This window comes from Streptomyces solicavernae, from assembly GCF_029968095.1.
Taxonomy (GTDB): Bacteria; Actinomycetota; Actinomycetes; order Streptomycetales; family Streptomycetaceae; genus Streptomyces; species Streptomyces solicavernae.
Genome location: NZ_JASCIR010000006.1, coordinates 240,157 through 264,176, shown reverse-complemented (window position 1 = coordinate 264,176; position 24,020 = coordinate 240,157). Strand labels below are relative to the sequence as shown.

The 24,020-nt window shown below is 70.8% G+C and carries 20 protein-coding genes, 1 tRNA gene, 1 pseudogene and 1 riboswitch; of the genes and pseudogenes, 8 read left to right on the top strand and 14 right to left on the bottom strand.

The genetic code is table 11. From position 1 onward, the window contains the following. Positions 1-106: 106 nt before the first annotated feature. A pseudogene (locus tag QIS99_RS10690) lies at positions 107-326 on the top strand (amino acid permease); the annotation flags it as partial. A 27-nt stretch (positions 327-353) separates the two neighbouring features. Here the strand turns inward: QIS99_RS10690 and QIS99_RS10685 are convergent. Continuing rightward, complete coding sequence (locus QIS99_RS10685) at positions 354-638, bottom strand: hypothetical protein (protein WP_282512745.1); 285 nt, start codon at positions 636-638, stop codon at positions 354-356. Between the two features lie 75 nt (positions 639-713). After that, on the bottom strand, positions 714-1,550 hold the full coding sequence (locus QIS99_RS10680; RefSeq protein ID WP_282512743.1) for a MurR/RpiR family transcriptional regulator: 837 nt from the start codon (positions 1,548-1,550) through the stop codon (positions 714-716). 136 nt (positions 1,551-1,686) lie between these two features. Between QIS99_RS10680 and QIS99_RS10675 the strand changes: the two genes are divergently transcribed. Further along, positions 1,687-3,087, top strand: coding sequence for a purine-cytosine permease family protein (locus QIS99_RS10675; RefSeq protein WP_282512741.1), 1,401 nt, complete (start codon positions 1,687-1,689; stop codon positions 3,085-3,087). 298 nt (positions 3,088-3,385) lie between these two features. Here QIS99_RS10675 and QIS99_RS10670 read toward each other — a convergent pair whose 3' ends face one another. Next, on the bottom strand, positions 3,386-4,780 hold the full coding sequence (locus tag QIS99_RS10670) for a cystathionine beta-synthase (RefSeq protein WP_282512739.1): 1,395 nt from the start codon (positions 4,778-4,780) through the stop codon (positions 3,386-3,388). 172 nt (positions 4,781-4,952) lie between these two features. Between QIS99_RS10670 and QIS99_RS10665 the strand changes: the two genes are divergently transcribed. The 3 genes from QIS99_RS10665 (at position 4,953) to QIS99_RS10655 (ending at position 8,670) form a co-directional block, all read left to right on the top strand. Next, entirely contained in the window at positions 4,953-6,164 is a 1,212-nt protein-coding gene (locus tag QIS99_RS10665) for an SGNH/GDSL hydrolase family protein (RefSeq protein WP_408909525.1), read from the top strand. A gap of 63 nt (positions 6,165-6,227) precedes the next feature. Continuing rightward, complete coding sequence (locus QIS99_RS10660; RefSeq protein ID WP_282512737.1) at positions 6,228-7,448, top strand: acetyl-CoA C-acetyltransferase; 1,221 nt, start codon at positions 6,228-6,230, stop codon at positions 7,446-7,448. Positions 7,449-7,818: 370 nt separating this feature from the next. Next, positions 7,819-8,670, top strand: coding sequence for a hypothetical protein (locus QIS99_RS10655; RefSeq protein WP_456316494.1), 852 nt, complete (start codon positions 7,819-7,821; stop codon positions 8,668-8,670). A 42-nt stretch (positions 8,671-8,712) separates the two neighbouring features. On the opposite strand, the gene QIS99_RS10650 is transcribed toward QIS99_RS10655, so the two are convergent. Beyond that, on the bottom strand, positions 8,713-9,024 hold the full coding sequence (locus tag QIS99_RS10650) for a hypothetical protein (protein WP_282512733.1): 312 nt from the start codon (positions 9,022-9,024) through the stop codon (positions 8,713-8,715). A gap of 98 nt (positions 9,025-9,122) precedes the next feature. Between QIS99_RS10650 and QIS99_RS10645 the strand changes: the two genes are divergently transcribed. Further along, positions 9,123-9,353, top strand: coding sequence for a DUF4287 domain-containing protein (locus QIS99_RS10645; RefSeq protein WP_282512731.1), 231 nt, complete (start codon positions 9,123-9,125; stop codon positions 9,351-9,353). A gap of 142 nt (positions 9,354-9,495) precedes the next feature. Here the strand turns inward: QIS99_RS10645 and QIS99_RS10640 are convergent, their stop codons facing one another. Together QIS99_RS10640 and QIS99_RS10635 are read right to left on the bottom strand one after the other, a co-directional pair. Beyond that, positions 9,496-10,401, bottom strand: coding sequence for a Bax inhibitor-1/YccA family protein (locus QIS99_RS10640; RefSeq protein WP_282512729.1), 906 nt, complete (start codon positions 10,399-10,401; stop codon positions 9,496-9,498). A 133-nt stretch (positions 10,402-10,534) separates the two neighbouring features. Beyond that, a tRNA-Leu gene (locus tag QIS99_RS10635) sits at positions 10,535-10,617 on the bottom strand. A 414-nt stretch (positions 10,618-11,031) separates the two neighbouring features. Here QIS99_RS10635 and QIS99_RS10630 point away from each other — a divergent pair. Beyond that, positions 11,032-11,832: an ABC transporter ATP-binding protein gene (locus QIS99_RS10630; RefSeq protein ID WP_282512727.1), complete on the top strand. Its 801-nt coding sequence runs from the start codon at positions 11,032-11,034 to the stop codon at positions 11,830-11,832. Positions 11,833-11,873: 41 nt separating this feature from the next. After that, complete coding sequence (locus QIS99_RS10625) at positions 11,874-14,405, top strand: ABC transporter permease (protein WP_282512725.1); 2,532 nt, start codon at positions 11,874-11,876, stop codon at positions 14,403-14,405. A 93-nt stretch (positions 14,406-14,498) separates the two neighbouring features. Here the strand turns inward: QIS99_RS10625 and QIS99_RS10620 are convergent, their stop codons facing one another. The 8 genes from QIS99_RS10620 to QIS99_RS10585 form a co-directional block, all read right to left on the bottom strand. Further along, a complete protein-coding gene (locus QIS99_RS10620) occupies positions 14,499-15,788 on the bottom strand; it encodes an SAM-dependent methyltransferase (RefSeq protein ID WP_282512723.1) in 1,290 nt (429 codons plus the stop codon). Positions 15,789-16,015: 227 nt separating this feature from the next. Then, on the bottom strand, positions 16,016-17,434 hold the full coding sequence (locus QIS99_RS10615; RefSeq protein ID WP_282512721.1) for an NAD(P)/FAD-dependent oxidoreductase: 1,419 nt from the start codon (positions 17,432-17,434) through the stop codon (positions 16,016-16,018). Between the two features lie 465 nt (positions 17,435-17,899). Beyond that, positions 17,900-18,841: a Ppx/GppA phosphatase family protein gene (locus QIS99_RS10610; protein WP_282512719.1), complete on the bottom strand. Its 942-nt coding sequence runs from the start codon at positions 18,839-18,841 to the stop codon at positions 17,900-17,902. Further along, the gene (locus QIS99_RS10605; protein ID WP_282512717.1) at positions 18,838-19,377 is read right to left on the bottom strand and encodes a DUF501 domain-containing protein; all 540 of its coding nucleotides are present in this window, start codon (positions 19,375-19,377) and stop codon (positions 18,838-18,840) included. The genes QIS99_RS10610 and QIS99_RS10605 overlap by 4 nt, the downstream gene beginning before the upstream one ends. A gap of 69 nt (positions 19,378-19,446) precedes the next feature. Next, on the bottom strand, positions 19,447-19,935 hold the full coding sequence (locus QIS99_RS10600; protein ID WP_282512715.1) for an FtsB family cell division protein: 489 nt from the start codon (positions 19,933-19,935) through the stop codon (positions 19,447-19,449). 91 nt (positions 19,936-20,026) lie between these two features. Continuing rightward, positions 20,027-21,307, bottom strand: coding sequence for a phosphopyruvate hydratase (gene eno, locus QIS99_RS10595; protein ID WP_282512713.1), 1,281 nt, complete (start codon positions 21,305-21,307; stop codon positions 20,027-20,029). Between the two features lie 489 nt (positions 21,308-21,796). Further along, positions 21,797-22,495, bottom strand: a complete 699-nt coding sequence (locus QIS99_RS10590) for a LysM peptidoglycan-binding domain-containing protein (protein ID WP_282512711.1) — start codon at positions 22,493-22,495, stop codon at positions 21,797-21,799. 4 nt (positions 22,496-22,499) lie between these two features. Continuing rightward, positions 22,500-22,743, bottom strand: a riboswitch (cyclic di-AMP (ydaO/yuaA leader). Between the two features lie 218 nt (positions 22,744-22,961). After that, complete coding sequence (locus QIS99_RS10585) at positions 22,962-23,954, bottom strand: LysM peptidoglycan-binding domain-containing protein (protein ID WP_282512709.1); 993 nt, start codon at positions 23,952-23,954, stop codon at positions 22,962-22,964. Positions 23,955-24,020: the final 66 nt, after the last annotated feature.

The following is a 24,020-nucleotide window of genomic DNA, read 5'->3' as shown; positions in this document are numbered from 1 at the left end:
GTAGCCGAGGTAGACACTGCGGACCCGTGCACACAACGCCGTCAGAGCAGCCCTGAGAAGCCATTCCCTACCGGGCTGAAGCCCGGTACTCCCTGGCTAGATCCTGGTGGCGGTGCTTGTGCTTCGCAGGGACCGCGTGGAGCCCAAGCACTTCCGTACGCCGATGATCCTGCCGGTCCTCGGCGCCCTCACGGCCCTGATCCTCGCCAGCCCCCCTGGCCGACCGCCCGGCCAACGTCTACATCCGCGCCGGCGTCCTGCTGGCCATCGGCATCGCGCTGTGGGTTGTCAACAAGCTGGTGCTGCGGGCGCGCGCCGAGGACTGAGGGCGCCTCTGTCCAGGAGCAGCGGCTTCACCGGATGCGGCCCTCATCGATCCACTCCCCGATCAGTTCTTCATGGCGACGGGCCGTGTCCCGGTGTCCGGAGCGCCCCATCCCCACGAAGGCGGCGAACCCAGGCCGTTCGATGGCCGGAGGCAGCTCCTCCTCCCCTTCCTCCGGTTCCTCCGGTTCCTCCGGTTCCTCCGGCTCAAGCTCGGGGTCGTTGTCCGCAACGGCACGCAAGTGCCGAAGCTGTTCCGGCCCCAGCTTGTCCAGCAAGTGCCGCAAGTGGTCGTAGTCCCCTGCTGAGCTCATGTCCCGAGCGTACGACCGGGTCCGGCTCCCCTGACACCGTCCCGCATTCGTTCACCCGTACGAGCGAGCGCGCCCTCACTCCACGAACAACCCCCGCTCCGCGGCCCGGGTGTCGAACTCCTCCAGGCGGGACTGGGCGTCCGGGAGGGCGTCGGCCATGGACTCCAGGAGGACGCGGCCGAGGAGCATCGGGGCGCAGGCCGTGTCGAAGGCGAGGCCCGTGCCGACCGCCGCCGGGATCAGCAGGTCGGACACCTTCGCGACCGGCGCGAACGCGCTGTCGGCCACCGTCACCACGGTCAGCCCGGCCGCGCGCGCGTACGTGAGCGCCTCGACCACCTCGCGCGAGTGCCGGGGCAGCGCGAAGCAGAGCAGCGCCGAGGCCCCGGCCCGTACCGCCGCGTCGATCCGGTCGGCGAGCATCGTGCCGCCCTCGTCCAGGAGCCGGACGTCCGGGTGCACCTTGGCGGCGAAGTACGCGAAGCCGTACGCCTGGGCCGCCGCCGCGCGCAGGCCGAGGACCGGCAGCGGCCGGGACGCGGCGAGCACCTGCCCGGCCCGCTCGACCGGCGCCGGGTCGGCGAGCGCGGCGGCGAGGTGCCGCAGGTTCTCGATCTCGGCCTCGACGGCCTGCTGGTACTCGTTGAACTCGCCCTGGCCCACGGCCTGTTCGGTCGGTGCGACCTCACGCAGGTGGCGGCGGAGCGCCGGGTAGCCGTCGAAGCCGAGCGCCACCGCGAAGCGGGTCACCGAGGGCTGGCTGACGCCCGCAAGCTCGGCCAGCTCCACGCTCGACAGGAACGGCACCTCGGCGGCGCGCCGCACCATGCAGTGGGCGATCCGCCGCTGCGTGGGCGTGAGGCGGTGCCCCTCGAAGAGCTGCTGCAGGCGGGCGGCAGGGCTGTCCGTCACCGGGCCCCTCCTTCGTAACCAGTCGGATTGCGCCAAGGCGTTTCGCGCCAGGGTATTGACAAAATATTCAGTCACCCAGAACTCTGCATGACGTTATACAGACAGGCAGCACCGCTCCACCGAACCTGGGAGACCCATGGCAGGCTCACTCGTCGAACAGCGGTCCATCGATGTCGTCCCGGACGAGGAACGGCACGGTACCGCCTTCTCCCAGTTCACTCTCTGGCTGGGCGCCAACCTGCAGATCACCGCCGTCGTCACCGGCGCCCTCGCCGTCGTCTTCGGCGGCGACGTGGTCTGGTCGATCGTCGGCCTGGTCGTCGGCAACCTGCTCGGCGGGGCCGTGATGGCGCTGCACTCCGCGCAGGGGCCCAAGCTCGGACTGCCCCAGATGATCCAGTCCCGGGCGCAGTTCGGGGTGCGCGGCGCGGTCGTGCCCCTGGTCCTCGTGATCCTGATGTACATCGGCTTCTTCGCCTCCGGCAGCGTCCTCGCCGGGCAGGCCGTGGGCGAGCTGACCCACCTCGGCGAGACCCCCGGCATCCTCATCTTCGCGGCCGTCTCCGGCCTGATGGCGGCCGTCGGCTACCGCCTGATCCACGCCGTCGGCCGCATCGCCGGCGTGGTCTGCGCGCTCGCCTTCGTCTACCTCGGCAGCCGCCTCCTGGAGCGCGCCGACCTCACCGCGCTGCTCGCGGACGCCCACTTCGACCTGCCGATGTTCCTGCTCGCCACCTCCCTCTCGGCCTCCTGGCAGCTGGCGTTCGGCCCGTACGTCGCGGACTACTCGCGCTACCTGCCGCGTACGACCTCGACCCGCGCCACGTTCTGGTGGACCCTGTCCGGCTCGGCGCTCGGCTCGCAGTGGTCGATGACGTTCGGTGTGCTCGTGGCGGCGACGGCGGGCGGCGCGTTCATGGACAGCCAGGTCGGGTACGTGGTCGGCCTCGGCGGGGGCGGGCTCGTCGCCGCGTTCCTGTACTTCGTGATCGCGCTCGGCAAGCTCACCATCAACGTCCTGAACACGTACGGCGGCTTCATGTCGATCGTGACGAGCGTCAGCGGCTTCCGCGGCCGGCGCGTGCTCTCCCCGCGCGGCCGGGCCGCCTACATCGCGCTGATCATGATCGCGGGCACGGCGGTCGCCCTGCTCGGCAAGGACAGCTTCCTCACCTCGTTCAAGGACTTCCTGCTCTTCCTGCTGACCTTCTTCACGCCCTGGTCCGCGATCAACCTGGTCGACTACTACCTGATCTCCCGCGAGCAGTACGACCTGCCGGCCCTGTCCGACCCGAACGGCCGCTACGGCGGCTGGCGCTGGGACGCGCTCGCGGTCTACGCAGTCGGCATCGGCGTCCAACTCCCCTTCCTGGTAACCCACTTCTACACCGGCCCGCTCGTCGCCCCGCTGGGCGGCGCGGACGTCTCCTGGATCGTGGGGCTGACCGTTCCGGCGGTGCTGTACTGGGGCGTGGCGGGCCGGAAGCGGGGCACGGAGGCCGAGCCCACTCCGGTGCCCGCCGGTCACCTGGACTGACCTGAGGGAACCGACCTGAGGGAACCGACCTGAGGGAGGGGGCGCGAGACGCGCGGGGACCACCACACCTCCGGCCGGGCCGGAGGGCGGGACGACGGTGGTCCCCGCGGGGACGCGCGTGCGCGTCCGGGCGTTCAGGAGGTCCGGGAGCCGCTCCGGAGGGGTCCTGTGCGCCGACACCCACCAAGGTGCCGGAGCCGCATGAAGCGGGCGCTGCGCGAACGTGTCGCGCGCGTACCGTTTTCCCGAACCCCGAACCCCGAACCCCGAACCCGACCGAACCCCGAGTCCGTACGGGCTAGTTCTTCTCGCGCGCCAGATACGCCAGCAGATCCTGCCGGCTCACCACCCCCGTCGGCTTGCCCTCGACCAGGACGATCGCCGCGTCCGCGCCGGTCGCCGCGGACAGCACGGACATCAGGTCGGCCACCGGCTCGCCCGAGCCGACCTGCGGCAGCGGCGACGACATGTGCTTCTCCAGCGGGTCGGCGAGCGAGGCGCGCTGCGTGAACAGCGCGTCGAGCAGCTCGCGTTCGACCACCGAGCCGATGACCTCGGCGGCCATCACATCCGGGTGGCCCGCGCCCGGCTTCACGATCGGCATCTGCGAGACGCCGTACTCGCGCAGCACGTCGATGGCCTCGCCGACGGTTTCCTCCGGGTGCATGTGCAGGAGCTTCGGGATGCCGCCCTGCTTGTGCTCCAGGACGTCGCCCACGCGCGGTGCGTCGCCGGGCTGCTCCAGGAAGCCGTAGTCGTTCATCCACTCGTCGTTGAAGATCTTCGAGAGGTAGCCGCGCCCGGAGTCCGGAAGGAGCACCACCACCACGTCGTCCGGACCGAGCCCCTCGGCCACCTTCAGGGCCGCCACGACCGCCATGCCGCAGGAGCCGCCGACGAGCAGCCCCTCCTCCTTGGCGAGCCGCCGGGTCATCTGAAACGAGTCCTTGTCGGACACGGCGACGATGTCGTCCGTCACGTGCCGGTCGTACGCGGTCGGCCAGAAGTCCTCGCCGACGCCCTCGACGAGGTACGGCCGCCCGGAGCCGCCGGAGTACACCGAGCCCTCGGGGTCGGCGCCGACGATCCGGACCCTGCCCTCGCTGATCTCCTTCAGGTAGCGGCCCGTGCCCGAGATGGTGCCGCCGGTGCCGATGCCCGCCACGAAGTGGGTGATCCGCCCGTCGGTCTGCTGCCACAGCTCGGGGCCGGTGGTCTCGTAGTGCGAGCGCGGGTTGTCGGGGTTGCTGTACTGGTCCGGCTTCCAGGCGCCCGGCGTCTCACGGACGAGCCGGTCGGAGACGTTGTAGTACGAGTCGGGGTGCTCGGGGTCCACGGCGGTCGGGCAGACGACGACCTCCGCGCCGTACGCGCGCAGCACGTTGATCTTGTCCGTGGAGACCTTGTCGGGGCAGACGAAGATGCACTTGTAGCCCTTCTGCTGGGCCACGATCGCCAGGCCGACCCCGGTGTTGCCGCTGGTCGGCTCGACGATGGTGCCGCCCGGCTGCAGCGCGCCGCTCGCCTCGGCCGCCTCGATCATGCGCAGCGCGATGCGGTCCTTCACGGAGCCGCCCGGGTTGAAGTACTCGACCTTGGCCAGGACCGTCGCCTTGAGGCCGGCGGTCACGTTGTTGAGCCTCAGCAGCGGGGTGTTGCCGACGAGGCTGATCATCGAGTCGTGGAATTGCACCGTTGTCTCCGGTTCTCCCTAGGAATGCGGTCAGCCTAAGCGGAATTGGGCTGTCCGGCGCTGACTTCCGAGGGCCCGCACCAGCTCGGAGATTGACCGGCGGTACGTACCGGGCAAGGAGTTGATGTACGGCGCTTCAGGGAGGTGGCTTCGGTCCATGTCGAGGGCAAGGGTGGCGCGGCGGATCGCCGCGGGTGCCGCGTACGGCGGCGGCGGGGTCGGGCTGCTCGGCGCGGCGGCGGTCGGGGTGCTGCTGGCCGAGGTGCAGCTGGCGAAACGGCAGGTGGGCAACGGCTCCGGCACCGAGTCGGGGCATCCGCCGAACGCCGACGGCCTGTACGGCAGGGCGTTCCTCGACCCCGCCGACACCCGCTCCCCGCTGCGCCTGACCCTGCTCGGCGACTCCACCGCCGCCGGCCAGGGCGTGCACCGCACCGGCCAGACGCCGGGCGCGCTGCTCGCCCAGGGCCTCGCGGCGGTGGCGGAGCGCCCGGTGCTGCTGCGGAACGTGGCCCTGCCGGGCGCGCAGTCCGACGACCTGGCCCGCCAGGTCACGCTGCTGCTCGCCAACTCGTCGGCGGTGCCGGACGTCTGCGTGATCATGATCGGCGCCAACGACGTCACCCACCGGATGCCCCCGACCAGCTCGGTCCGCTGCCTCGCGGCGGCGGTACGGCGGCTGCGCACCGCGGGCGCCGAGGTGGTCGTCGGCACCTGTCCCGACCTGGGCTCGGTCGAGCGGGTCTACCAGCCGCTGCGCTGGCTGGCCCGCCGCGTCTCCCGCCAGCTGGCCGCCGCCCAGACCATCGGCGCGGTCGAGCAGGGCGCCCGTACGGTCTCGCTCGGCGACCTGCTCGGGCCCGAGTTCCTGGCCAACCCGCGCGAGCTGTTCGGCCCGGACAACTACCACCCGTCGGCCGAGGGGTACGCGACGGCGGCGATGGCCGTGCTGCCCACGGTCTGCGCGGCGGTCGGCCTGTGGCCGGAGGAGGAGCGCCCCGACACCTCCCGCGACGAGGGCTTCCTGCCGGTCGCGCGCGCGGCGGCCGAGGCGGCGTCCGAGGGCGGTACGGAGGTCACGGCCGCCATGCCGACCGGGCCGCGGGGTCCGTGGGCCCTCCTCAAGCACCGCAGGCGGCGCCGCATCCACGCCCCGGAGAAGGTCCCGGAGAAGGTCGCGGAGAAGGTCGCGGAGAAGGTCGCGGGAAACGTCACGGAGAGCGCCCCGGAGAACTCCCCGGAGAACGCCCCGGAGAACCTCCCCGAGAACGGCACGGAGAAGTTCCCGGAGAGCGGGGAGTCCGGGGAGTCCGTCGACCCAGGCCCGTCAAACCCTGAGCAAGCGCTTAGAAAAGAGGCGGGTGTCACACGCCAAGAGCGATGACCCGCGCGGTACGTGCAGGTAACTTCCCTCACGGTCCGCCAAATCCTCAGTAGGGAGCCTCCCGTGCCCGAAGCCGTGATCGTCTCGACCGCCCGCTCCCCCATCGGCCGCGCCTTCAAGGGCTCCCTGAAGGACCTCCGCCCGGACGACCTGACGGCGACGATCGTCCAGACCGCCCTCGCCAAGGTCCCCGAGCTGGACCCGAAGGACATCGACGACCTGATGCTCGGCTGCGGCCTGCCCGGCGGCGAGCAGGGCAACAACCTGGGCCGCATCGTCGCCGTACAGATGGGCATGGACCACCTGCCCGGCTGCACGATCACCCGCTACTGCTCCTCGTCCCTGCAGACGACCCGGATGGCCCTGCACGCCATCAAGGCCGGCGAGGGCGACGTCTTCATCTCGGCGGGCGTCGAGATGGTGTCCCGCTTCGCCAAGGGCAACTCGGACTCGCTGCCCGACACGCACAACCCGCTCTTCGCCGAGGCCGAGGCCCGTACCGCCGAGGTCGCCGCGCAGGAGGGCACCACCTGGCACGACCCGCGCGAGGACGGCCTGGTGCCGGACGCGTACATCGCGATGGGACAGACCGCCGAGAACCTGGCCCGGCTGAAGGGCATCACCCGCGAGGACATGGACGCCTTCGGCGTGCGCTCGCAGAACCGTGCCGAGGAAGCCATCAAGAACGGCTTCTGGGAGCGCGAGATCACCCCGGTCACCACTCCTGACGGCACGGTCGTCGCGAAGGACGACGGCCCGCGCGCGGGCGTGACGCTTGAGGGCGTCTCGGGCCTGAAGCCGGTCTTCCGCCCCGACGGACTGGTCACCGCCGCCAACTGCTGCCCGCTGAACGACGGTGCCGCCGCCCTCGTCGTCATGTCCGACACCAAGGCCCACGAGCTCGGCCTGACCCCGCTCGCCCGCGTCGTCTCCACCGGCGTCTCCGGCCTCTCCCCGGAGATCATGGGCCTCGGCCCGGTCGAGGCGTCGAAGCAGGCCCTGAAGCGCGCCGGGCTCGGCGTCTCCGACATCGACCTGTTCGAGATCAACGAGGCCTTCGCCGCGCAGGTCATCCCGTCCGCCCGCGACCTGGGCATCGACGAGGACAAGCTGAACGTCAACGGCGGCGCCATCGCCGTCGGCCACCCCTTCGGCATGACCGGCGCCCGGATCACCGGCACGCTGATCAACTCGCTCCAGTTCCACGACAAGCAGTTCGGCCTGGAGACCATGTGCGTCGGCGGCGGCCAGGGCATGGCCATGGTCATCGAGCGCCTCAGCTGACGGCCGCGCGCCCCAGCTGACGGCCGCGCGCCCCAGCTGACGGCCGCGCGCCTCAGCCGACGACCGCGCACCTCAGCTGACACCGGCCACGGCGCCCGGCTCGACAGGGGGCGCGCGCCGGACGCCTCGCGCGTCCCGCGCACCCCGCGTAACCCCCCGAGTCCCGGCCGTGACACAACCTCCCCCAGGATGTGACCTATGTCCTGGGGGAGTAGCATTTTCGCAGGTCAGAGCGGCGCGGGCGAAAACCTCGGGTAGAAAGTCCTGTCCCTTTCGTGACCTAATGCACTGACAGCCCACAGTCGTCTCCGACAAGCTGCTGTAGTAAGTCGGGGGTCGACTTGAAACCGGGAGTACGTCAGTGAGCGCCATGACCCTTGCCCTGCTGCTCGCCACCGCCGCCGCCACGGCCGTGGGAGCCGCCGCGCTGAACACCGTGCGTGGCCTCCGCAAGCAGCTCTCCGAGATCTCCGCGCTGCGCACCGAGCTCGCCGCGAGCCTGGACCGCCGCACCGACCTGGCCGCCGTGCCGCACGCCCGTGAGGCCGCCGAGTCCGGCGTGCCCGCGCAGGGCGCGGAGGTGATCCGCACGGCCGTCGCCGAGGCCCTGGCCGAGGAGCGGGAGCGGGAGCTGGCCGAGGCGCGCGCGTTCTGGGCCGCGCAGGAGGCCCGCGACGCCGCCGACGCCCCGTCGCTGCTCGGCGGACTGCCGCCGCACCTGGCCGAGGAGCTGTTCCTGCCCCGCCAGTCGGACTTCGTCGGCCTGGAGCGCGAGCTGCAGCACGAGCTGGCCGAGCCCGCCGAGGAGCCGCTCACCGGCGAGGAGTTCCCCGAGGACTCCCCGGAGCTGGCCGCGGCCCGCCGCCGCCACCCCTCGCACCCCGACTTCGTGCCCGTCAAGCCGGTACGGGACGGCGTCACCGGCGACCACGAGCACACGCTGCGCTGCCTGGAGGAGCTCGCCCAGGACCGCACCGCGCTCTCCGACGTCCGCCCGGGCCCGCTCGGCACCCTCGACGTGTACGTCTTCACGGACGGTACGACGCTGTGCATGACCCCGGGCCACCGTGAGACCGCGGAGCGCCTGGCCGCGGCCCTGCAGGCGGGCGACACCCCGGTGCTGCTCGGCGGCTCCGGAGTCTCCGGCGCTTACACACTGACCTTCGGCTGCGGCGAGGAGAACGTCTACATCCTGGCGGACCGCGTCATAGCCTCCGCCTGACCTCGGGGGCGCACGCCGCCCGACCCCGATACGCGCCGGTGTTCATACCCCGGCGCGTTTCTGCGCTTCGCGCACCAGCTCGACCGCCTCCGCGAGCTGCGCCTCGTCCGTCAACACGAGGGCCAAGTCGCGCCCCGCGACGGTGACTTGGTCGGAGACCGCGAACAGGCCCGCGTCGGGCATCTCCCGCGGCTCGGCCCGCGGGTCCTCGACGGTCTGCGCGCGCACCGCCAATTCCCTGGCAAGGGACCGGGCTTCGGCCGCGGCAACGCGCTGGAGGCGGCTCTCCGGGGCGGCCCGAAGGCGGTCGGCGAACTGGTCCACGGCATCCGTCAGGGGCGTCGTATCAAGCACCCTGCGACCCTATGCGCCCTTGCCGGACTGTTGCCAACGCCCGGGAGCTCAGGCACGGTGACCTGAAGGACTCGCATCGACAGCGTCCGGAGGCGCCGATGTCCCTAGTCTTCTCCGAGGAGACCCACCGCAACCTGCTCTCCCGCATCCCTCATTGCACCGGCCGCGAAGTCGCCGAATGGCTGCGCGCGGTCGACGAAGGCCCGTCCTTCCTCCGCTTCGACGAGAAGGTCAGCTGGCTCCGTGCCGAGTACGACCTGGCGTACGGGCACGCGAAGGCGATCGTCCACGAACACGACATGAGGAGGGCCGCGCGCAGACTCCTCTGAGCGCACCCCGTCCCACCCCCCAGGCAAGCCCAGACAAGCCCCAGACAAGCCCCCCGACAGGCCCCGGACAGGCCCCGGACAAGCCGAAGGGCCCGCGAAGCGAACGCTTCGCGGGCCCTTCGCAGGACCGGACGGCGGTACGTCAGTCGCTGCTGTTCAGGATCGCGACGAGGCGCAGCATCTCCAGGTAGATCCACACCAGCGTCATGGTCAGACCGAACGCGGCCAGCCAGGACTCCTCACGCGGAGCGCCGTACGCGATGCCGTCCTCGACCTGCTTGAAGTCCAGGGCGAGGAAGAAGGCGCCGAGCAGGATGCCGACGATGCCGAAGACGATGCCGAGGCCGCCGCTGCGGAAGCCGAGGCCGTCACCGCCGCCGAAGACCGCGAACAGCAGGTTCACGGCGGTCAGCACCAGGAACGCCGTCGCGGCGATCATCAGGAAGCGCGTGAAGCGCCGCGTGACGCGGACGATGCGGGTCTTGTAGAGGACCAGCATCGTGACGAACACGGCCATCGTGCCGAGCACGGCCTGCATGGCGGCGCCGTCGGCGATGTACGTGTTGACGTAGTTGCTGATCGCGCCGAGGAAGACGCCCTCGAAGGCGGCGTACGCCAGGATCAGCGCGGGGTTGGCCTTGCGCTTGAAGGCCTGGACGAGCCCGAGAACCATCGCGATCAGCGCTGCGCCGATGGCGATGCCCAGGCCGACGTTCATGACCCAGGCGACGGTGGCGCCGGCGATCACGGTGCCGAGCGTGATGCCCGTCCGCATGACGACGTCGTCCATCGTCATCTTGTTGCCGGTGCTGACCGGCGCCTGCGGGGCGCCGTGCTGGAGGTCCTGCTGTGCGTAGGGGTTCTGCGCGTACGGGTTCGTCGGCGCCTGGGCGTACGGGTTGCCGCCCGCGTACGGGTTGCCGCCCGCGTACGGGTTGCCCTGGGTACCGACCGCGGGGCCCCCGGCCTGCGGCGCCGAGCCGAAGCCCGCGTAGCCGTTGTCGCGGCTGAACCCCCGTCGCGAGAAGACCGGGTTGCTGCTCCTCATTTCACTCCTCTGCGCCAAACACGACAGGCCACCCTGCGCGGCCTTACCTCAAGGGTAATGCGTAAGCAAAAGAAGCACCCTAGTGCTCTGGGAGGATCTTCTCTCACATCCCGGACGAGTGGGGTGGAGAAGGTGCCCGGAACCGGATTTGAACCGGTACGCCCCCGAGGGGCAGCGAGGTTTAAGCTCGCCGTGTCTGCATTCCACCATCCGGGCAGACCGTGGACTCCGCGTGTGCGGGGTCCTGAGCCTATCGGGACGCGTCCCCCGAACGGCCGAACTGGAGCCCGATGTTGTCTTGTTTTATTGACGTCTGAGGGTGCGTCAGCGCTCGTGAGGGGTGTTCGGCGCTTACGTGACCGCCCCCGCGCGCGCTCCGGCAGGCCCCGTCGGAATGACGGGATTCTGTCGCCCCGCGCGGGGGTGCGCGGGGGTGCGCGGCGGTCCGGACTCCGTGGCCGGACTCCGGGCCGGACTCAGGGTCGCGACTCCTCCCCAGGTATGACTCCGGCCCCACCGGTCAGCCTGAAGAGGAAGCAGCGAACGAGAGCTGGGGCTGACTTCTTCACACGGATCCGACAGCACGATGGATACCGGAAGTTGACGTCGTGCCGACAGGAGCCCCGCCCCGTGACCACCACCCCCGTCGCTCAGCAGGCGACCGCAGTAGCCGCCCGTGCCACCGAGCTGACCAAGGTCTACGGCCAGGGCGAGACCCAGGTGGTCGCCCTGGACCGGGTCACGGTCGACTTCCGGCAGGCCGAACTCACCGCGATCATGGGCCCCTCCGGGTCCGGCAAGTCGACCCTGATGCACTGCGTCGCCGGGCTCGACTCGTTCAGCTCCGGCTCCGTGCGCATCGGCGACACCGAGCTGGGGTCCCTGAAGGACAAGCAGCTGACCAGGCTCCGCCGGGACAAGATCGGCTTCATCTTCCAGGCGTTCAACCTGCTGCCCACCCTCACCGCGTACGAGAACATCACCCTGCCGATGGACATCGCCGGGCGGAAGCCGGACAAGCAGTGGGTCGAGCAGGTCATCCGCATGGTGGGTCTCTCCGGGCGGCTCGGGCACCGGCCGAGCGAGCTCTCCGGCGGCCAGCAGCAGCGCGTGGCCGTGGCCCGCGCCCTCGCCTCGAAGCCCGACATCATCTTCGGCGACGAGCCGACCGGAAACCTGGACTCCCGCTCCGGCGCCGAAGTCCTCGGCTTCCTGCGCAACTCCGTACGGGAGCTGGGCCAGACCGTCGTCATGGTCACGCACGACCCGGTGGCCGCCGGATACGCCGACCGCGTCGTGTTCCTCGCCGACGGCCGCATCGTCGACGAGCTGCACGAGCCGACCGCCGAGGGCGTCCTCGACCGCATGCTGCGTCTTCCTGGGGGGGACCCCCAGACCCCCGGATTCGACGCCAAGGGCCGGACCAGCTGAGCCCCGACGCCCACCACTGACCTCAGGACTCAGGACCCCACATGTTCCGTACCGCCTTGCGCAATGTGCTCGCGCACAAGGCCCGGCTGCTGATGACCGTGCTCGCCGTCCTCCTCGGCGTGGCCTTCGTCTCCGGCACCCTGGTCTTCACCAACACCATCTCCGACGCGTTCCAGAAGAGCTCCGCCCAGGGCTTCGAGCACGTCGACGTCGCCGTACAGCCGAAGAAGGGCGACGACGCCGCGCCGGGCGCCGCGCCCGCGCTGAGTCAGGACCTCCTCGACCAGGCCGGGAGCGTGCCCGGCGCCGCCTCCGCGACCGGCAGCGTCTCCGGCTTCGCCGCGCTCGCCGGCAAGGACGGCAAGCTGATCGGCGAGGGCTGGTCCACGACCGGCGCCAACTACTACGGCGAGAACGACTCCCGCTACCCGATGAAGGACGGCCGCGCCCCGTCCGGCAAGGGCGAGATCGCCCTTGACGCGAAGACCGCGGAGCGCGCCGGGTTCAAGGTCGGCGACACGGTACGGATGTCCATCGACGGGCCCGTGCTCACGCCGAAGGTCACCGGCATCTTCACCACCGACGACGGCAACGTCGCCGCGGGCGGCAGCCTCGCCCTCTTCGACACCGAGACCGCGCAGGCGCTGTACGGCAAGCCCGGCGAGTTCAGCGAGATCGACGTGCGGGCCGCGCCCGGCACCAGCCAGGCCGAGCTGAAGGCCGAGATCGAGAAGGTGCTGCCGAAGAACGGCACCGCCGAGGCCACCACGGGCGCCGAGCTCGCCGACGAGCAGGCGAAGCAGATCGAGAGCGGCATGAGCGGCATGCAGACCGGCATGCTGGCCTTCGCCGGGATCTCGCTCTTCGTCGGCATCTTCATCATCGCCAACACCTTCACCATGCTGGTCGCCCAGCGCACCAAGGAGCTCGCCCTGATGCGCGCGGTGGGCGCGTCCCGCCGCCAGGTCACGCGGTCCGTGCTGATCGAGGCGTTCGTCGTCGGCGCGGTCGCCGCGGTGGTCGGTCTGGCCGCGGGCGTCGGCATCGGCGCCGGGCTTCGCTCCCTGATGGGCTCCTTCGGCGGCACCGTGCCGGACGGGCCGCTGGTCGTCTCCCCGTCGACGGTGATCGCCTCGCTGGTCGTCGGCATCGTGGTGACGATGCTCGCCGCCTGGCTGCCGGGCCGCCGCGCCGCGAAGATCCCGCCGGTCGCCGCGATGAACAGCGTCCACGCCACGGCGACCACCAAGTCCCTCGTCGTACGCAACACCATCGGCGCCCTGCTCTCCGGCGCGGGCATCGCCGCCGTACTGGCCGGGACGCAGATGGGCGACGACGGCAAGCTGCCGATGGGCCTGGGTGCCGCGCTGCTGCTGATCGGCGTCTTCGTCCTCACCCCGCTGCTCTCCCGGCCGGTGATCGCGGCCGCCGCCCCGGTCCTGCGGCTCTTCGGGGTCTCCGGGAAGCTCGCCCGGCAGAACTCGGTGCGCAACCCGCGCCGCACGGCCGCCACCGCCTCGGCGCTGATGATCGGGCTCACCCTGATCACCGGCATGACGGTGATCGCGGGCAGCGTGCAGAAGTCCATCGACAAGATGGCCACGGACTCCCTCAAGGCCGACTACGTGGTCTCGATGCAGAACTTCAACACGCTCTCCCCCGACGTGGAGAAGAAGCTGGCGGACCTCGACGGCGTCACCGCCACCAGCCCGCTGCGCAACTCGCCCGCGCGGATCGACGGCGAGAAGGATTACGCGTACCTGACGGGCGTCGACGCGCAGACCATCGGCTCGCTCGCCTCCCTCGACTTCGAGCAGGGCTCGTGGGGCGGCCTCGGCGGCGGCAAGGTCGTCGTCGACAGCGACACCGCGCAGCGGTACGGCTGGAAGGCCGGCTCGGACTTCCGCGTCACGTACGAGGACGGCGAGAAGGGCACGCTGCGGGTCGCGGGCGTCTACCAGGGCAACGAGATGATGCGCGGCATCCTGCTCGACAAGGACCAACTCGCCCCGCACCAGCGGGAGATCACCGACATGCAGGTGATGGTGAAGACCGCGGACGGCGCGACGCCCGCGGCCAAGGACTCGATCCGCGCTGCCCTCGGCGACAACCCGGCGATCGCCGTCGAGGACAAGCAGGACATCTCCAACGGGATCGCCCAGATGTTCACGCTGATGCTGAACATGCTGTACGGGCTGCTCGCCATGGCCGTGATCGTGGCCGTGCTCGGCGTGATCAACACCCTGGCGATGTCGGTCTTCGAGCGGTCCCAGGAGATCGGGATGCTGCGCGCGATCGGCCTCGACCGCAAGGGCATCAAGCGGATGGTCCGGATGGAGTCCCTGGTGATCTCGCTCTTCGGCGGGGTCCTCGGGATCGGCCTCGGCGTGTTCTTCGGCTGGGCCGCCGGCGAGCTGATCGGCTCGTCCCTGGCGACGTACGAGCTGGTGCTGCCGTGGGGCCGGATGGGCGTCTTCCTCGCGCTGGCGGCGGTGGTCGGAGTCCTGGCCGCGCTGTGGCCGGCGCGGCGGGCGGCCCGGTTGAACATGCTGGCCGCCATCAAGGCGGAGTAGCGGAGTAGCGGATACCGCAGCCGAACGCCGGAGGGGCTCAAATCGAGCCCCTCCGGCGTTTGAGGAGCGGGGGCCTGAGGGCGGAGGCCCCGGTTACCGCCAGTCCCGCGCGCGCAGGGGCACGCCGGAAGTGCCGGACTCCTCAGTCCGCACCGCCACCACCTGGTTCACCCCGATCCGGTTCCGCTCGAAGGCCAGCGCGGAAGCGGCCATGTACAGGCGCCACACCCGCGCCCGCCCCGGCGAGACCAGGCGCAGCGCCTGCGGCCACGCGGCCTCCAGGTTGGCCACCCACTGCCGCAGCGTCAGCGCGTAGTGCTCGCGGATCGCCTGCACGTCGCGGACCTCGAACCCGGCCTCCTCCAGGAGCGAGACCGTACGGCCCACGGGGGCCAGCTCGCCGTCGGGGAAGACGTACGCGTCGATGAAGGCGTCCACGCTGTACGCGTCCTCGTCGCCCACCGGCCGCCGCGCGATCTGGTGGTTGAGCAGCCGCCCGCCGGGCTTCAGAAGGGCGTACAGGTCGTGCGCGTACCCCAGGTACCGCACCGAGCCGACGTGTTCCGCCATCCCGACGGAGGAGATCGCGTCGTACGGCCCGTCCCGGACGTCGCGGTAGTCCTGGACGCGGATCTCGATCCGGTCGGTCAGCCCCTCGTCCGCGATCCGCTTGCGGGCGTACGCGGCCTGCTCCTGGGAGAGCGTGACACCGACGACCTGCACGCCGTGCTCGCGGGCCGCGTGGACGGCGAGGGAGCCCCAGCCGCAGCCGACGTCGAGGAGGCGCTGGCCGGGCCTCAACTCCAGCTTGCGGCAGATCAGTTCGAGCTTGTCCCGCTGGGCGTCCTCCAGGGTGGACTCCGGCGACTCCCAGTATGCGCAGGAGTAGACCATCGACGGGCCGAGGACCAGTTCGTAGAAGTCGTTGCCGACGTCGTAGTGGTGGCTGATGGCCTGGCGGTCGCGGATCTTGGTGTGCAGGGGGCCGCTGCGCCGGCCGACCTCCTCGGCGGGCGGCGCCGGGGGCAGCAGCAGTGGTCCGGCGAGGGAGAGCAGCTCGCGGATCGCGGCGCGGGTGTCGGGGTCGCGCAGCGAGGAGCGCGAGGCGTCCTCGGCGCGCTCCCAGATCAGCTCGGAGATCAGGTCGAGGGCGGCGTAGAGGTCGCCCTCGACCTCCAGGTCTCCGGCCACCCAGGCACGGGCCATGCCCAGTTCGCCGGGCTTGAAGAGGATCCGGCGCAGGGCGCGGCGGTTGCGTACGACCAAGGTGGGGGCGCCGGGGGGGCCGCCCTCGCTGCCGTCCCAGGCGCGGATGCGGACGGGGAGCGGGGCTCCGAGGAGTTGCTCGGCGAGAGTCCTCAGCCGCAGCGCGGCGTCTGTCATGGCGGGTCACCTTCCTGGTCGTCACCGGTAGGTCCAACACCACGTAAACACCAACAGGGGGCTCATGCAGTCCCGTTGCGACATAAAGGGATCGCAAAACAGTTGCCTCGGGACACCTCATCGCCCCTGGGGTCGCAGAAAACCCCGCAGGGGCCGCCCGCACCACGGATGGCGGGCGGCCCCTGCGGGGTCTGACGGGTGAGCCGGAGCTCAGGCGGCTTCGGCGCTCAGGAGGCCTTGGCCTTCTCCGACTTGGCGTCGGCCTTGTCGGCGGCCTTGTCGGCGGCCTCGGCGGCCGGCGGGGCGACCGGGGCGGGCTTGGCGGCCTCGTAGAACTCCTCGCGCGGCGACTCCATCGCGCCGAGGGAGACGACCTCGCGCTTGAGGAACATGCCGAGGGTCCAGTCCGCGAAGACCCGGATCTTGCGGTTGAACGTCGGCATCGCCATGCCGTGGTACGCGCGGTGCATGTACCAGGCGAGACGGCCCTTGAGCTTGATCTTCATCTTGCCCATGACGATCATCGCGACGCCCTTGTGCAGGCCGAGACCGGCGACCGCACCCTTGTTGGCGTGGCTGTACTCCTTCTGCGGGAAGCCCCGCATGCCGGAGATCACGTTGTCGCCGAGGACCTTCGACTGACGCAGCGCGTGCTGGGCGTTCGGCGGGCACCAGGCGTTCTCGTTGCCCGCCTTGCGGCCGACCATGTCGGGCACCTGGGCGTTGTCGCCCGCGGCCCAGATGTAGTCGCTGCCCTGGACCTGGAGCGTGGCCTGGGTGTCCACGTGGCCGCGCGGGCCGAGCGGCAGACCGAAGCGGGAGAGCACCGGGTTGGGCTTCACACCGGCGGTCCACACGATCGTGTTGGAGTCGACCTCAAGGCCGTTCTTCAGCACCACGTGGCCGTCGATGCAGGAGTCCATGGAGGTCGAGAGGTAGACCTCGACGCCACGGCTCTCCAGGTGCTCCTTGCCGTACTGGCCGAGCTTCGGGCCGACCTCGGGGAGGATCTTGTCGGCGGCGTCGACGAGGACGAAGCGCATGTCCTCGCGGGACACGTTGTTGTAGTACTTCGCCGCGTCCCGGGCCATGTCCTCAACCTCGCCGATGGTCTCCGCACCGGCGAAGCCACCGCCCACGAAGACGAAGGTCAACGCCTTGCGGCGGACCTCCTCGTCGGTCGTGGAGTCGGCCTTGTCGAGCTGTTCGAGGACGTGGTTGCGCAGGCCGATGGCCTCCTCGATGCCCTTCATGCCGATGCCCTGCTCGGCGAGGCCGGGGATCGGGAAGGTGCGGGAGACCGCGCCCATCGCGATGACCAGGTAGTCGAAGGGCAGCTCGTAGGCCTCGCCGACGAGCGGCGCGACCGTGGCGACCTTGCGGTCCTGGTCGATGGTGGTGACTCGGCCGGTGAGCACCTCAGCCTTGGGCAGCACACGTCGCAGCGGGACGACGACATGCCTGGGCGAGATGCTGCCGGCGGCAGCTTCGGGGAGGAAGGGCTGGTACGTCATGTACGACCGGGGGTCGACGACCGTGACGGTCGCCTCGCCGTAGCGCATCTTCTTGAGGATGCGCCGAGCTGCGTACAGGCCTACGTACCCACCGCCTACAACGAGGATCCTGGGACGCTCCGTGGTGCTCATGCCATCGAGTATCCACCCCCCGATGAGGGGTCGCTCGTGAGCCCCTTCACAAGGGTGTCGACACCTTCTGCTACACTCCGCGGCCCACGTGACCCAGGTCATGGTGCGCCCGGGGAACCATCACCCCGGCCGAACGCGTTGAGACCGCCGCTGAGCTGCCCCTCCGGCCGCGACTCCGAGTGGACCACGCCCCGGTTTCGCGGCGGTTACCTCCACCCGACCCGCCTCTGAAACCCAGGGTGAGGCCAGGCGGAGCCCGCCATTCAGGACGAGAGGCGCACAAAGACGCCCGTCGGCCCCCTTTTCCTTGTGAAGAAGTTCACGAAGTTCGTGCGCGCCCCGGTCGATCCGCCCCACCGCCAAGGATTCCAAGGCGGATTCCGTGGCCTGCCTCTCGGGGTGCTACCGACGGCGCCGGGCCATCAGCAGGCCCGACGTCCACCGCAACCTGCAGCACCCCGCCCCTCAGGCCAGGGACCAGGCGATCCCGTCCAGAATGTCGTGTTCGCTCACGACGACCTCGTCCGCGCCGACGCGTTCCATGATCATCAGCAGTACGAGGGCGCCCGCGGCGATCACGTCCACCCGGCCCGGGTGCATCGGGCCGATCGCGGCGCGTTCCGCGTGGGTCGAGCCGATGAGGCGCTCGGTGATCTCCTTGACCTGGGTGAAGGGGATCCGGGAGTGGTGGATCGCGGCGGACTCGTACGCGTCGAGGCCGAGCGCGATCGCGGCGATCGTCGTGACCGAGCCCGCGAGGCCGACCAGCGTGTGCGCCGAGCCGATCGGCACCGTCTGCGCGGCCAGGTCGAGGGCGGCGCCGATGTCCGCGCGGATGGCCTCGACCTGCGCCTCGGTGGGCGGGTCGGAGACCGCCCCGTCCCGTACGAGATGGCGCTCCGTCATGCGGACGCAGCCGACGTCCACGGAGCGGGCGGCGCGCACCCCGTCCGCGTCGCCGACGACGAACTCGGTGGAGCCGCCGCCGATGTCCACCACCAGGTACGGCGTCTCCAGACCGGACCCGGTCAGCTCCTTCGTGGCGCCGGTGAAGGAGAACTCCGCCTCCTGGTCGCCGGTGATCACCTCGGGCTCCACACCCAGGATGCCGACGACGCCGCGCACGAACGCGTCCCGGTTCTCCGCGTCCCGCGAGGCCGAGGTGGCCACGAAGCGGAGGTGCTCGGCGCCGTGCTCCTTGATGATCTCGGCGTACTCACGGCAGGCCGCGAAGGTGCGCTCCAGGGCCTCGGGGGCGAGCCGGCCGGTCCGGTCGACGTCCTGGCCGAGCCGGACGATCGTCATCCGCCGGTCCAGATCGACCAGTTGACCGGTCTTCGGGTCCGCGTCCGCGACAAGCAGGCGGATCGAGTTCGTACCGCAGTCGATGGCGGCGACGCGGGTCATGCGGTCTCCTCCGGCTTGTCCTCGGCGGTCGTCACGCAGGCGCCCTTGCGCCACCACTCAGGCAGCATCGCGATCGCCTCGTCGCCCAGCGGGTTCACGCCGGGGCCGGCCGCCAGCGAGTGGCCGACGAGCACGTGCAGGCACTTCACCCGGTCCGGCATGCCACCCGCCGAGGGGAAGCCCTGGAGGACCTCGATCTCGTCGCGACGGCGGATGTAGTCCTCATGCGCGGCGCGGTACGCGGCGGCCAGCTCCGGGTCCGTGGCGAGGCGCTCCGTCATCTCCTTCATCACGCCGTTGGCCTCAAGCGTGCCGATCGCCGAGGCGGCCTTCGGGCACGTCAGGTAGTACAGCGTCGGGAAGGGCGTGCCGTCGGGCAGCCGCGGCGCCGTCTCCACCACGTCGGGCTGACCGCACGGGCAGCGGTGGACGATGGCCCGCAGGCCGCGCGGCGGGCGGCCGAGCTGCTGCTTGAAGGCCTCGACGTCGGCGTCGGTCGGCTCGGTGCGGGGGGTGGAGGGCGGGGGCGTTTCCATGCCGGTGCTCGTGTTCTTTCGGTGAGGTCGAGGAGAGTGCGGGTCAAAAGTGCGGGTCAAAAGGGGCGGTCAGTCTTCGGCTGCGTCGGCTCGGCGGTCCGCCTTGTCCACGCTGTCGAACAGGTTGCTGTACCAGGCGCGGTCGGCCGCTCCCGGTTTGGTGGGGCGCACGCGGCCGCCGCTCGGGTCGACCACGGTGTACCCGGTCTCGCCGGGCCGCACCATGTGCAGCCGCTCGCGGGCCTGCCGCTCGACGTAGGCCGGGTCGCTCCAGCGGGCCTTGGCGTCCTTGAGCTTCTCGGTCTGCTCGCGCGCCTCGGCCAGCTGCTGCTCCTGCTCCTCTATGTCCGCGCGCTGGGCGACGTACTGCCTTATCGGGTACGCGAGCGCCACGACAAGGGAGCAGACGACGAGCGCGAGCAGCGCGGCGCGGCCGGTGAGGCGGGAGCGGCGGGCCTGGCGGCGGGACTGGGAGCGGTAGACGCGCGCCGCGGTCTGCTCGCCGAACAGCCGCAGCCTGGTCGCGGTGGAGAACCGGTCCTTCTCCTTCACGGCCATGTCCCCGCCTCCCGTTCACACGCGCGTACGTCCCCGCACACGGTACGGGACCGGGTGCGGGGACGTACGTAACTGCTCAGGCCGTGAGGGGTCAGCCCTTGAAGCGCGGGAAGGCGCTGCGGCCGGCGTAGACCGCCGCGTCGTCGAGGATCTCCTCGATGCGAAGGAGCTGGTTGTACTTGGCGACGCGCTCGGAGCGGGCCGGGGCGCCGGTCTTGATCTGGCCGCAGTTGGTGGCGACGGCCAGGTCGGCGATGGTGACGTCCTCGGTCTCGCCGGAGCGGTGGCTCATCATGCACTTGAAGCCGTTGCGCTGGGCCAGCTCGACGGCGTCCAGGGTCTCGGTCAGCGAACCGATCTGGTTGACCTTGACGAGCAGGGCGTTCGCGGACTTCTCCTCGATGCCGCGGGCCAGGCGCTCCGGGTTGGTGACGAACAGGTCGTCGCCGACGAGCTGGACCTTGTCGCCCAGCTTCTCGGTGATGACGTTCCAGCCGGCCCAGTCGTCCTCGAACAGCGGGTCCTCGATGGACACGAGCGGGTACGCGGAGACGAGCTCCTCGTAGTACTCGGTCATCTCGGCGGCGGAGCGGTCCTTGCCCTCGAAGGTGTACGTGCCGTCCTTGTAGAACTCGGAGGCGGCGACGTCGAGGGCGAGGGCGATCTGCTGGCCGGGGACGTAACCGGCCTCCTTGATCGCTTCGAGGATGAGGTCGAGGGCCTCGCGGTTGGAGCCGAGGTTCGGGGCGAAGCCGCCCTCGTCGCCGAGGCCGGTGGCCAGGCCCTTGCTCTTCAGGACCTTCTTGAGGGTGTGGTAGACCTCGGTGCCCCAGCGCAGCGCCTCGGAGAAGGACTCCGCGCCGATCGGCGCGATCATGAACTCCTGGATGTCCACGTTGGAGTCGGCGTGCGAGCCGCCGTTCAGGATGTTCATCATCGGCACCGGCAGCAGGTGCGCGTTCGGGCCGCCGAGGTAGCGGAACAGCGGCAGGTCGCTCGCCTCGGAGGCGGCGTGGGCGACGGCGAGGGAGACGCCGAGGATGGCGTTGGCGCCGAGGGAGCCCTTGTTGTCGGTGGCGTCCAGGTCGAACATGGCCTGGTCGATCAGGCGCTGCTCGGTGGCGTCGTAGCCGACCAGCTCCGGGCCGATCTGCTCGATGACCGCGAGGACGGCCTTCTCGACACCCTTGCCCTGGTAACGGTTGGGGTCACCGTCACGGAGTTCGATGGCCTCGAAGGCACCGGTGGAGGCGCCGGACGGAACAGCAGCACGACCCGTGCTGCCGTCGTCGAGGCCGACCTCGACCTCGACCGTGGGGTTGCCTCGGGAGTCCAGGATTTCCCGGGCTACGACGACGTCGATGGACGGCACGAGCATCTCCTTCTGGGATGTGACGCATAGCTGTGCTTGCACGCGGACCGCGCCGTTGCGGCCGACCATGCTTTGCCTTGCGTCTCACGAGCCTAACCGCCCCGGGAGGCTCGGCCACCCGGCCGCCCGCCCGCTGGGACGAAAAGAGGCGCGAAGACGCGCATTGAGGGTCAAAGAGCAACAACACTACCGAGCGGTACGCGGGTGTGCGCCCGCCCGCTCGTACGCGCATGACCCCGCCCCGGCGCGTACGGGGGAATGCACGCCGGGGCGGGGAGTGGGGGGAGTTGGCGGGCGGCCGGGGACGGTTGGTGGGGGGATGTGCCGGTTCCGTCCGGGCCGCGCGCCGGGGGTGCTGCTGCTTGGTTCAGGCGCTTGCCGACAGGCGCTTACTGTCAGGCACTTGCCGACAGACGCTCGCAGGCGCTTGCCGACAGGCGCTCGCAGGCGCTTGCCGACAGGCGCTCGCAGGCCCTTGCTGACAGGCGCTTACTTCAGGTGCAGCTGCTGGCCCGGGAAGATGACGTCGGCGTCGTCGACGATGTCCTTGTTCAGGTCGAACAGCTTCTCCCAGCCGCCCTTGACGTCGTGCGCCTCGGCGATCTTGGAGAGCGTGTCGCCCTTCTTCACCTTGTACTCGCCGTCACCCTTCTTGACCTTCTTGCCGGTCGGGGTCTCGACGGTCTTCTGCGGGGCGCGCTCCTGCGAGCGGGAGGCGGGCTGCTCGGCCTTGCGCTCCGGCTGCGGGGCGGCCTGCTGCTGCGGGGCCTGCTCGGCGGGCTGCTCCGAACCGCCGCCGTCGTACGCGGCGTTGGAGAGGCCGGTGCCGCAGTTCGGCCAGGCGCCCTTGCCCTGACCGGCGAGGACCTTCTCTCCGATCTCTATCTGCTGGGCCTTGGTGGCCTGGTCGGCGGTGGCCGCGTACTTGCTGCCGCCGTACGCGTTCCAGGTGGAGGCCGAGAACTGCAGGCCGCCGTAGTAGCCGTTGCCGGTGTTGATGGACCAGTTGCCGCCGGCCTCGCACTGGGCGACGGCGTCCCACTCGGAGGCGGTGGCGGCGGAGGCGGAGCCCGCGGTGGCGATCGGCGCGGCGACCGCGGCACCGGCGACACCGGCGACCGCGAGGGCGCGGGTGGCCTTGTCGGCCTTGGTCAGACGGCGGTGCTTGCCCTTGCCGGAGAACAGCATGGAGTAATCCCCTCACCGACGCCTGCGAGGTGAGCTGTCGGGTTCGGGCGGTGGGGTATCCCCTGCTCCTTAAGAGCTTGGGGAAGAGTTGCCCGGCCACCGGTTCGTACGTGGTGTACGTACGCGGCGACTTCACCCCAAGCCGTTCCCTGCGCCGCTGCGGACTCCTCGTTCCTCGTGGAGCTCCGGGCGGCCGGGCCCGGCACAAACCTTGGGTCCCCCGCTCCTGCCTACGGCGCGTTGCGCGACGACTGTTCCCAAGGGCCGCCGGCAGGATTCGGCGTGACGGCCATCGGGGCCCGCCAGTGGCGAGCGGTGACGACGGTAGCCATGCGATCCGCGGAAATACCAAGCCGATCAAGGCTGATGAGACTCATCTCTCACCATGGGCGAAGTGTCTTTATAACGGACATTCAGCACTGAACTGCCGCCGGATTCCGCCCAGTTTCGCCCTGGTTCCGACGGACTAGATCCCGGTGAGGTCGAGGCGCTGGCCAGGCAGGATGAGGTCCGGATCGGCGCCGACGGTGTCCTCGTTGGCCTCGTACAGGGCGGGCCAACCGCCGTCCACCCCACGGGCGTCGGCGATCGCGGAGAGGGTGTCGCCGAGGCGGACCGTGTACGCGCCTTCGGCATCGCCGCGGGAGTCGTCACGGGCGCCGTCACGGGCATCGTCGCCGCGCGAGGCGTGCCGACCCGAGGAGTTGGGGTCGCGGTCGTCGTCCGGGACCTCGGGGGCGGGTTCGCCGCGGTGCTTTCCGGAGCCGGTCTGGCCGGAGTTGCCCGTTTCGCCCGATGCGTCACCTGACGGGGTGTCGGTGGGGGTATCTGGCGTATCAGGCGTATCAGGGGTATCGGTGGGGGCGTCGGTGGGCTCGTCGACGGATGTGTCGGCGGGCGGCTCCGCGCCGGGGTCCTCGGCCGACGGGTCGCCGTTCGCCGGGTCTTCGGCCGACGGGTCGCCCGAAGGCTCGTCGGCCGGTTGCGCGGGGTCGGCCTCCGGCTCGCCCACCGGGTCCGCCGAGTCCGCCGGGTCCGCCGGGTCCGCCGGGTCCGCCGGGTCCGCAGAGCCTTCGAGCGGGAACCCGGCGACCAGGCCGCAGGTGGGCCAGGCGAGCGGGCCCTGCTCGGCGAGGACCTTCTCCGCGACGGCGATCTGCTGGGCGCGACTGGCGAGGCCGGCCGTCGGCGCGTACTCCAGGCCGCCGTGGGCCTCCCAGGTGGCCTGGGTCAACTGGAGCCCGCCGTAGTACCCGTTGCCCGTGTCGGCGCTCCAGACCCCGCCGCTCTCGCAGTCGGCGAGCCGGTCCCAGGTGTTGGCGTCGACGGTGGCCTCCGCGGCACCGGCGCCGGTCGCGCCGAGCAGCGGGATGGCGATCGCCGACCCGGTCACTCCTGCCGCGACCACGAGGGCCGGGGCCTGGCGGGGGCGTCGGTGACGGCCGTTCCCGGAGAGCATGCGGTTCCCTTTCGCGCGACAACAGGCGTGGCGTCTGACAGCAGTGGCGTCTGAGACCCCTCGGCG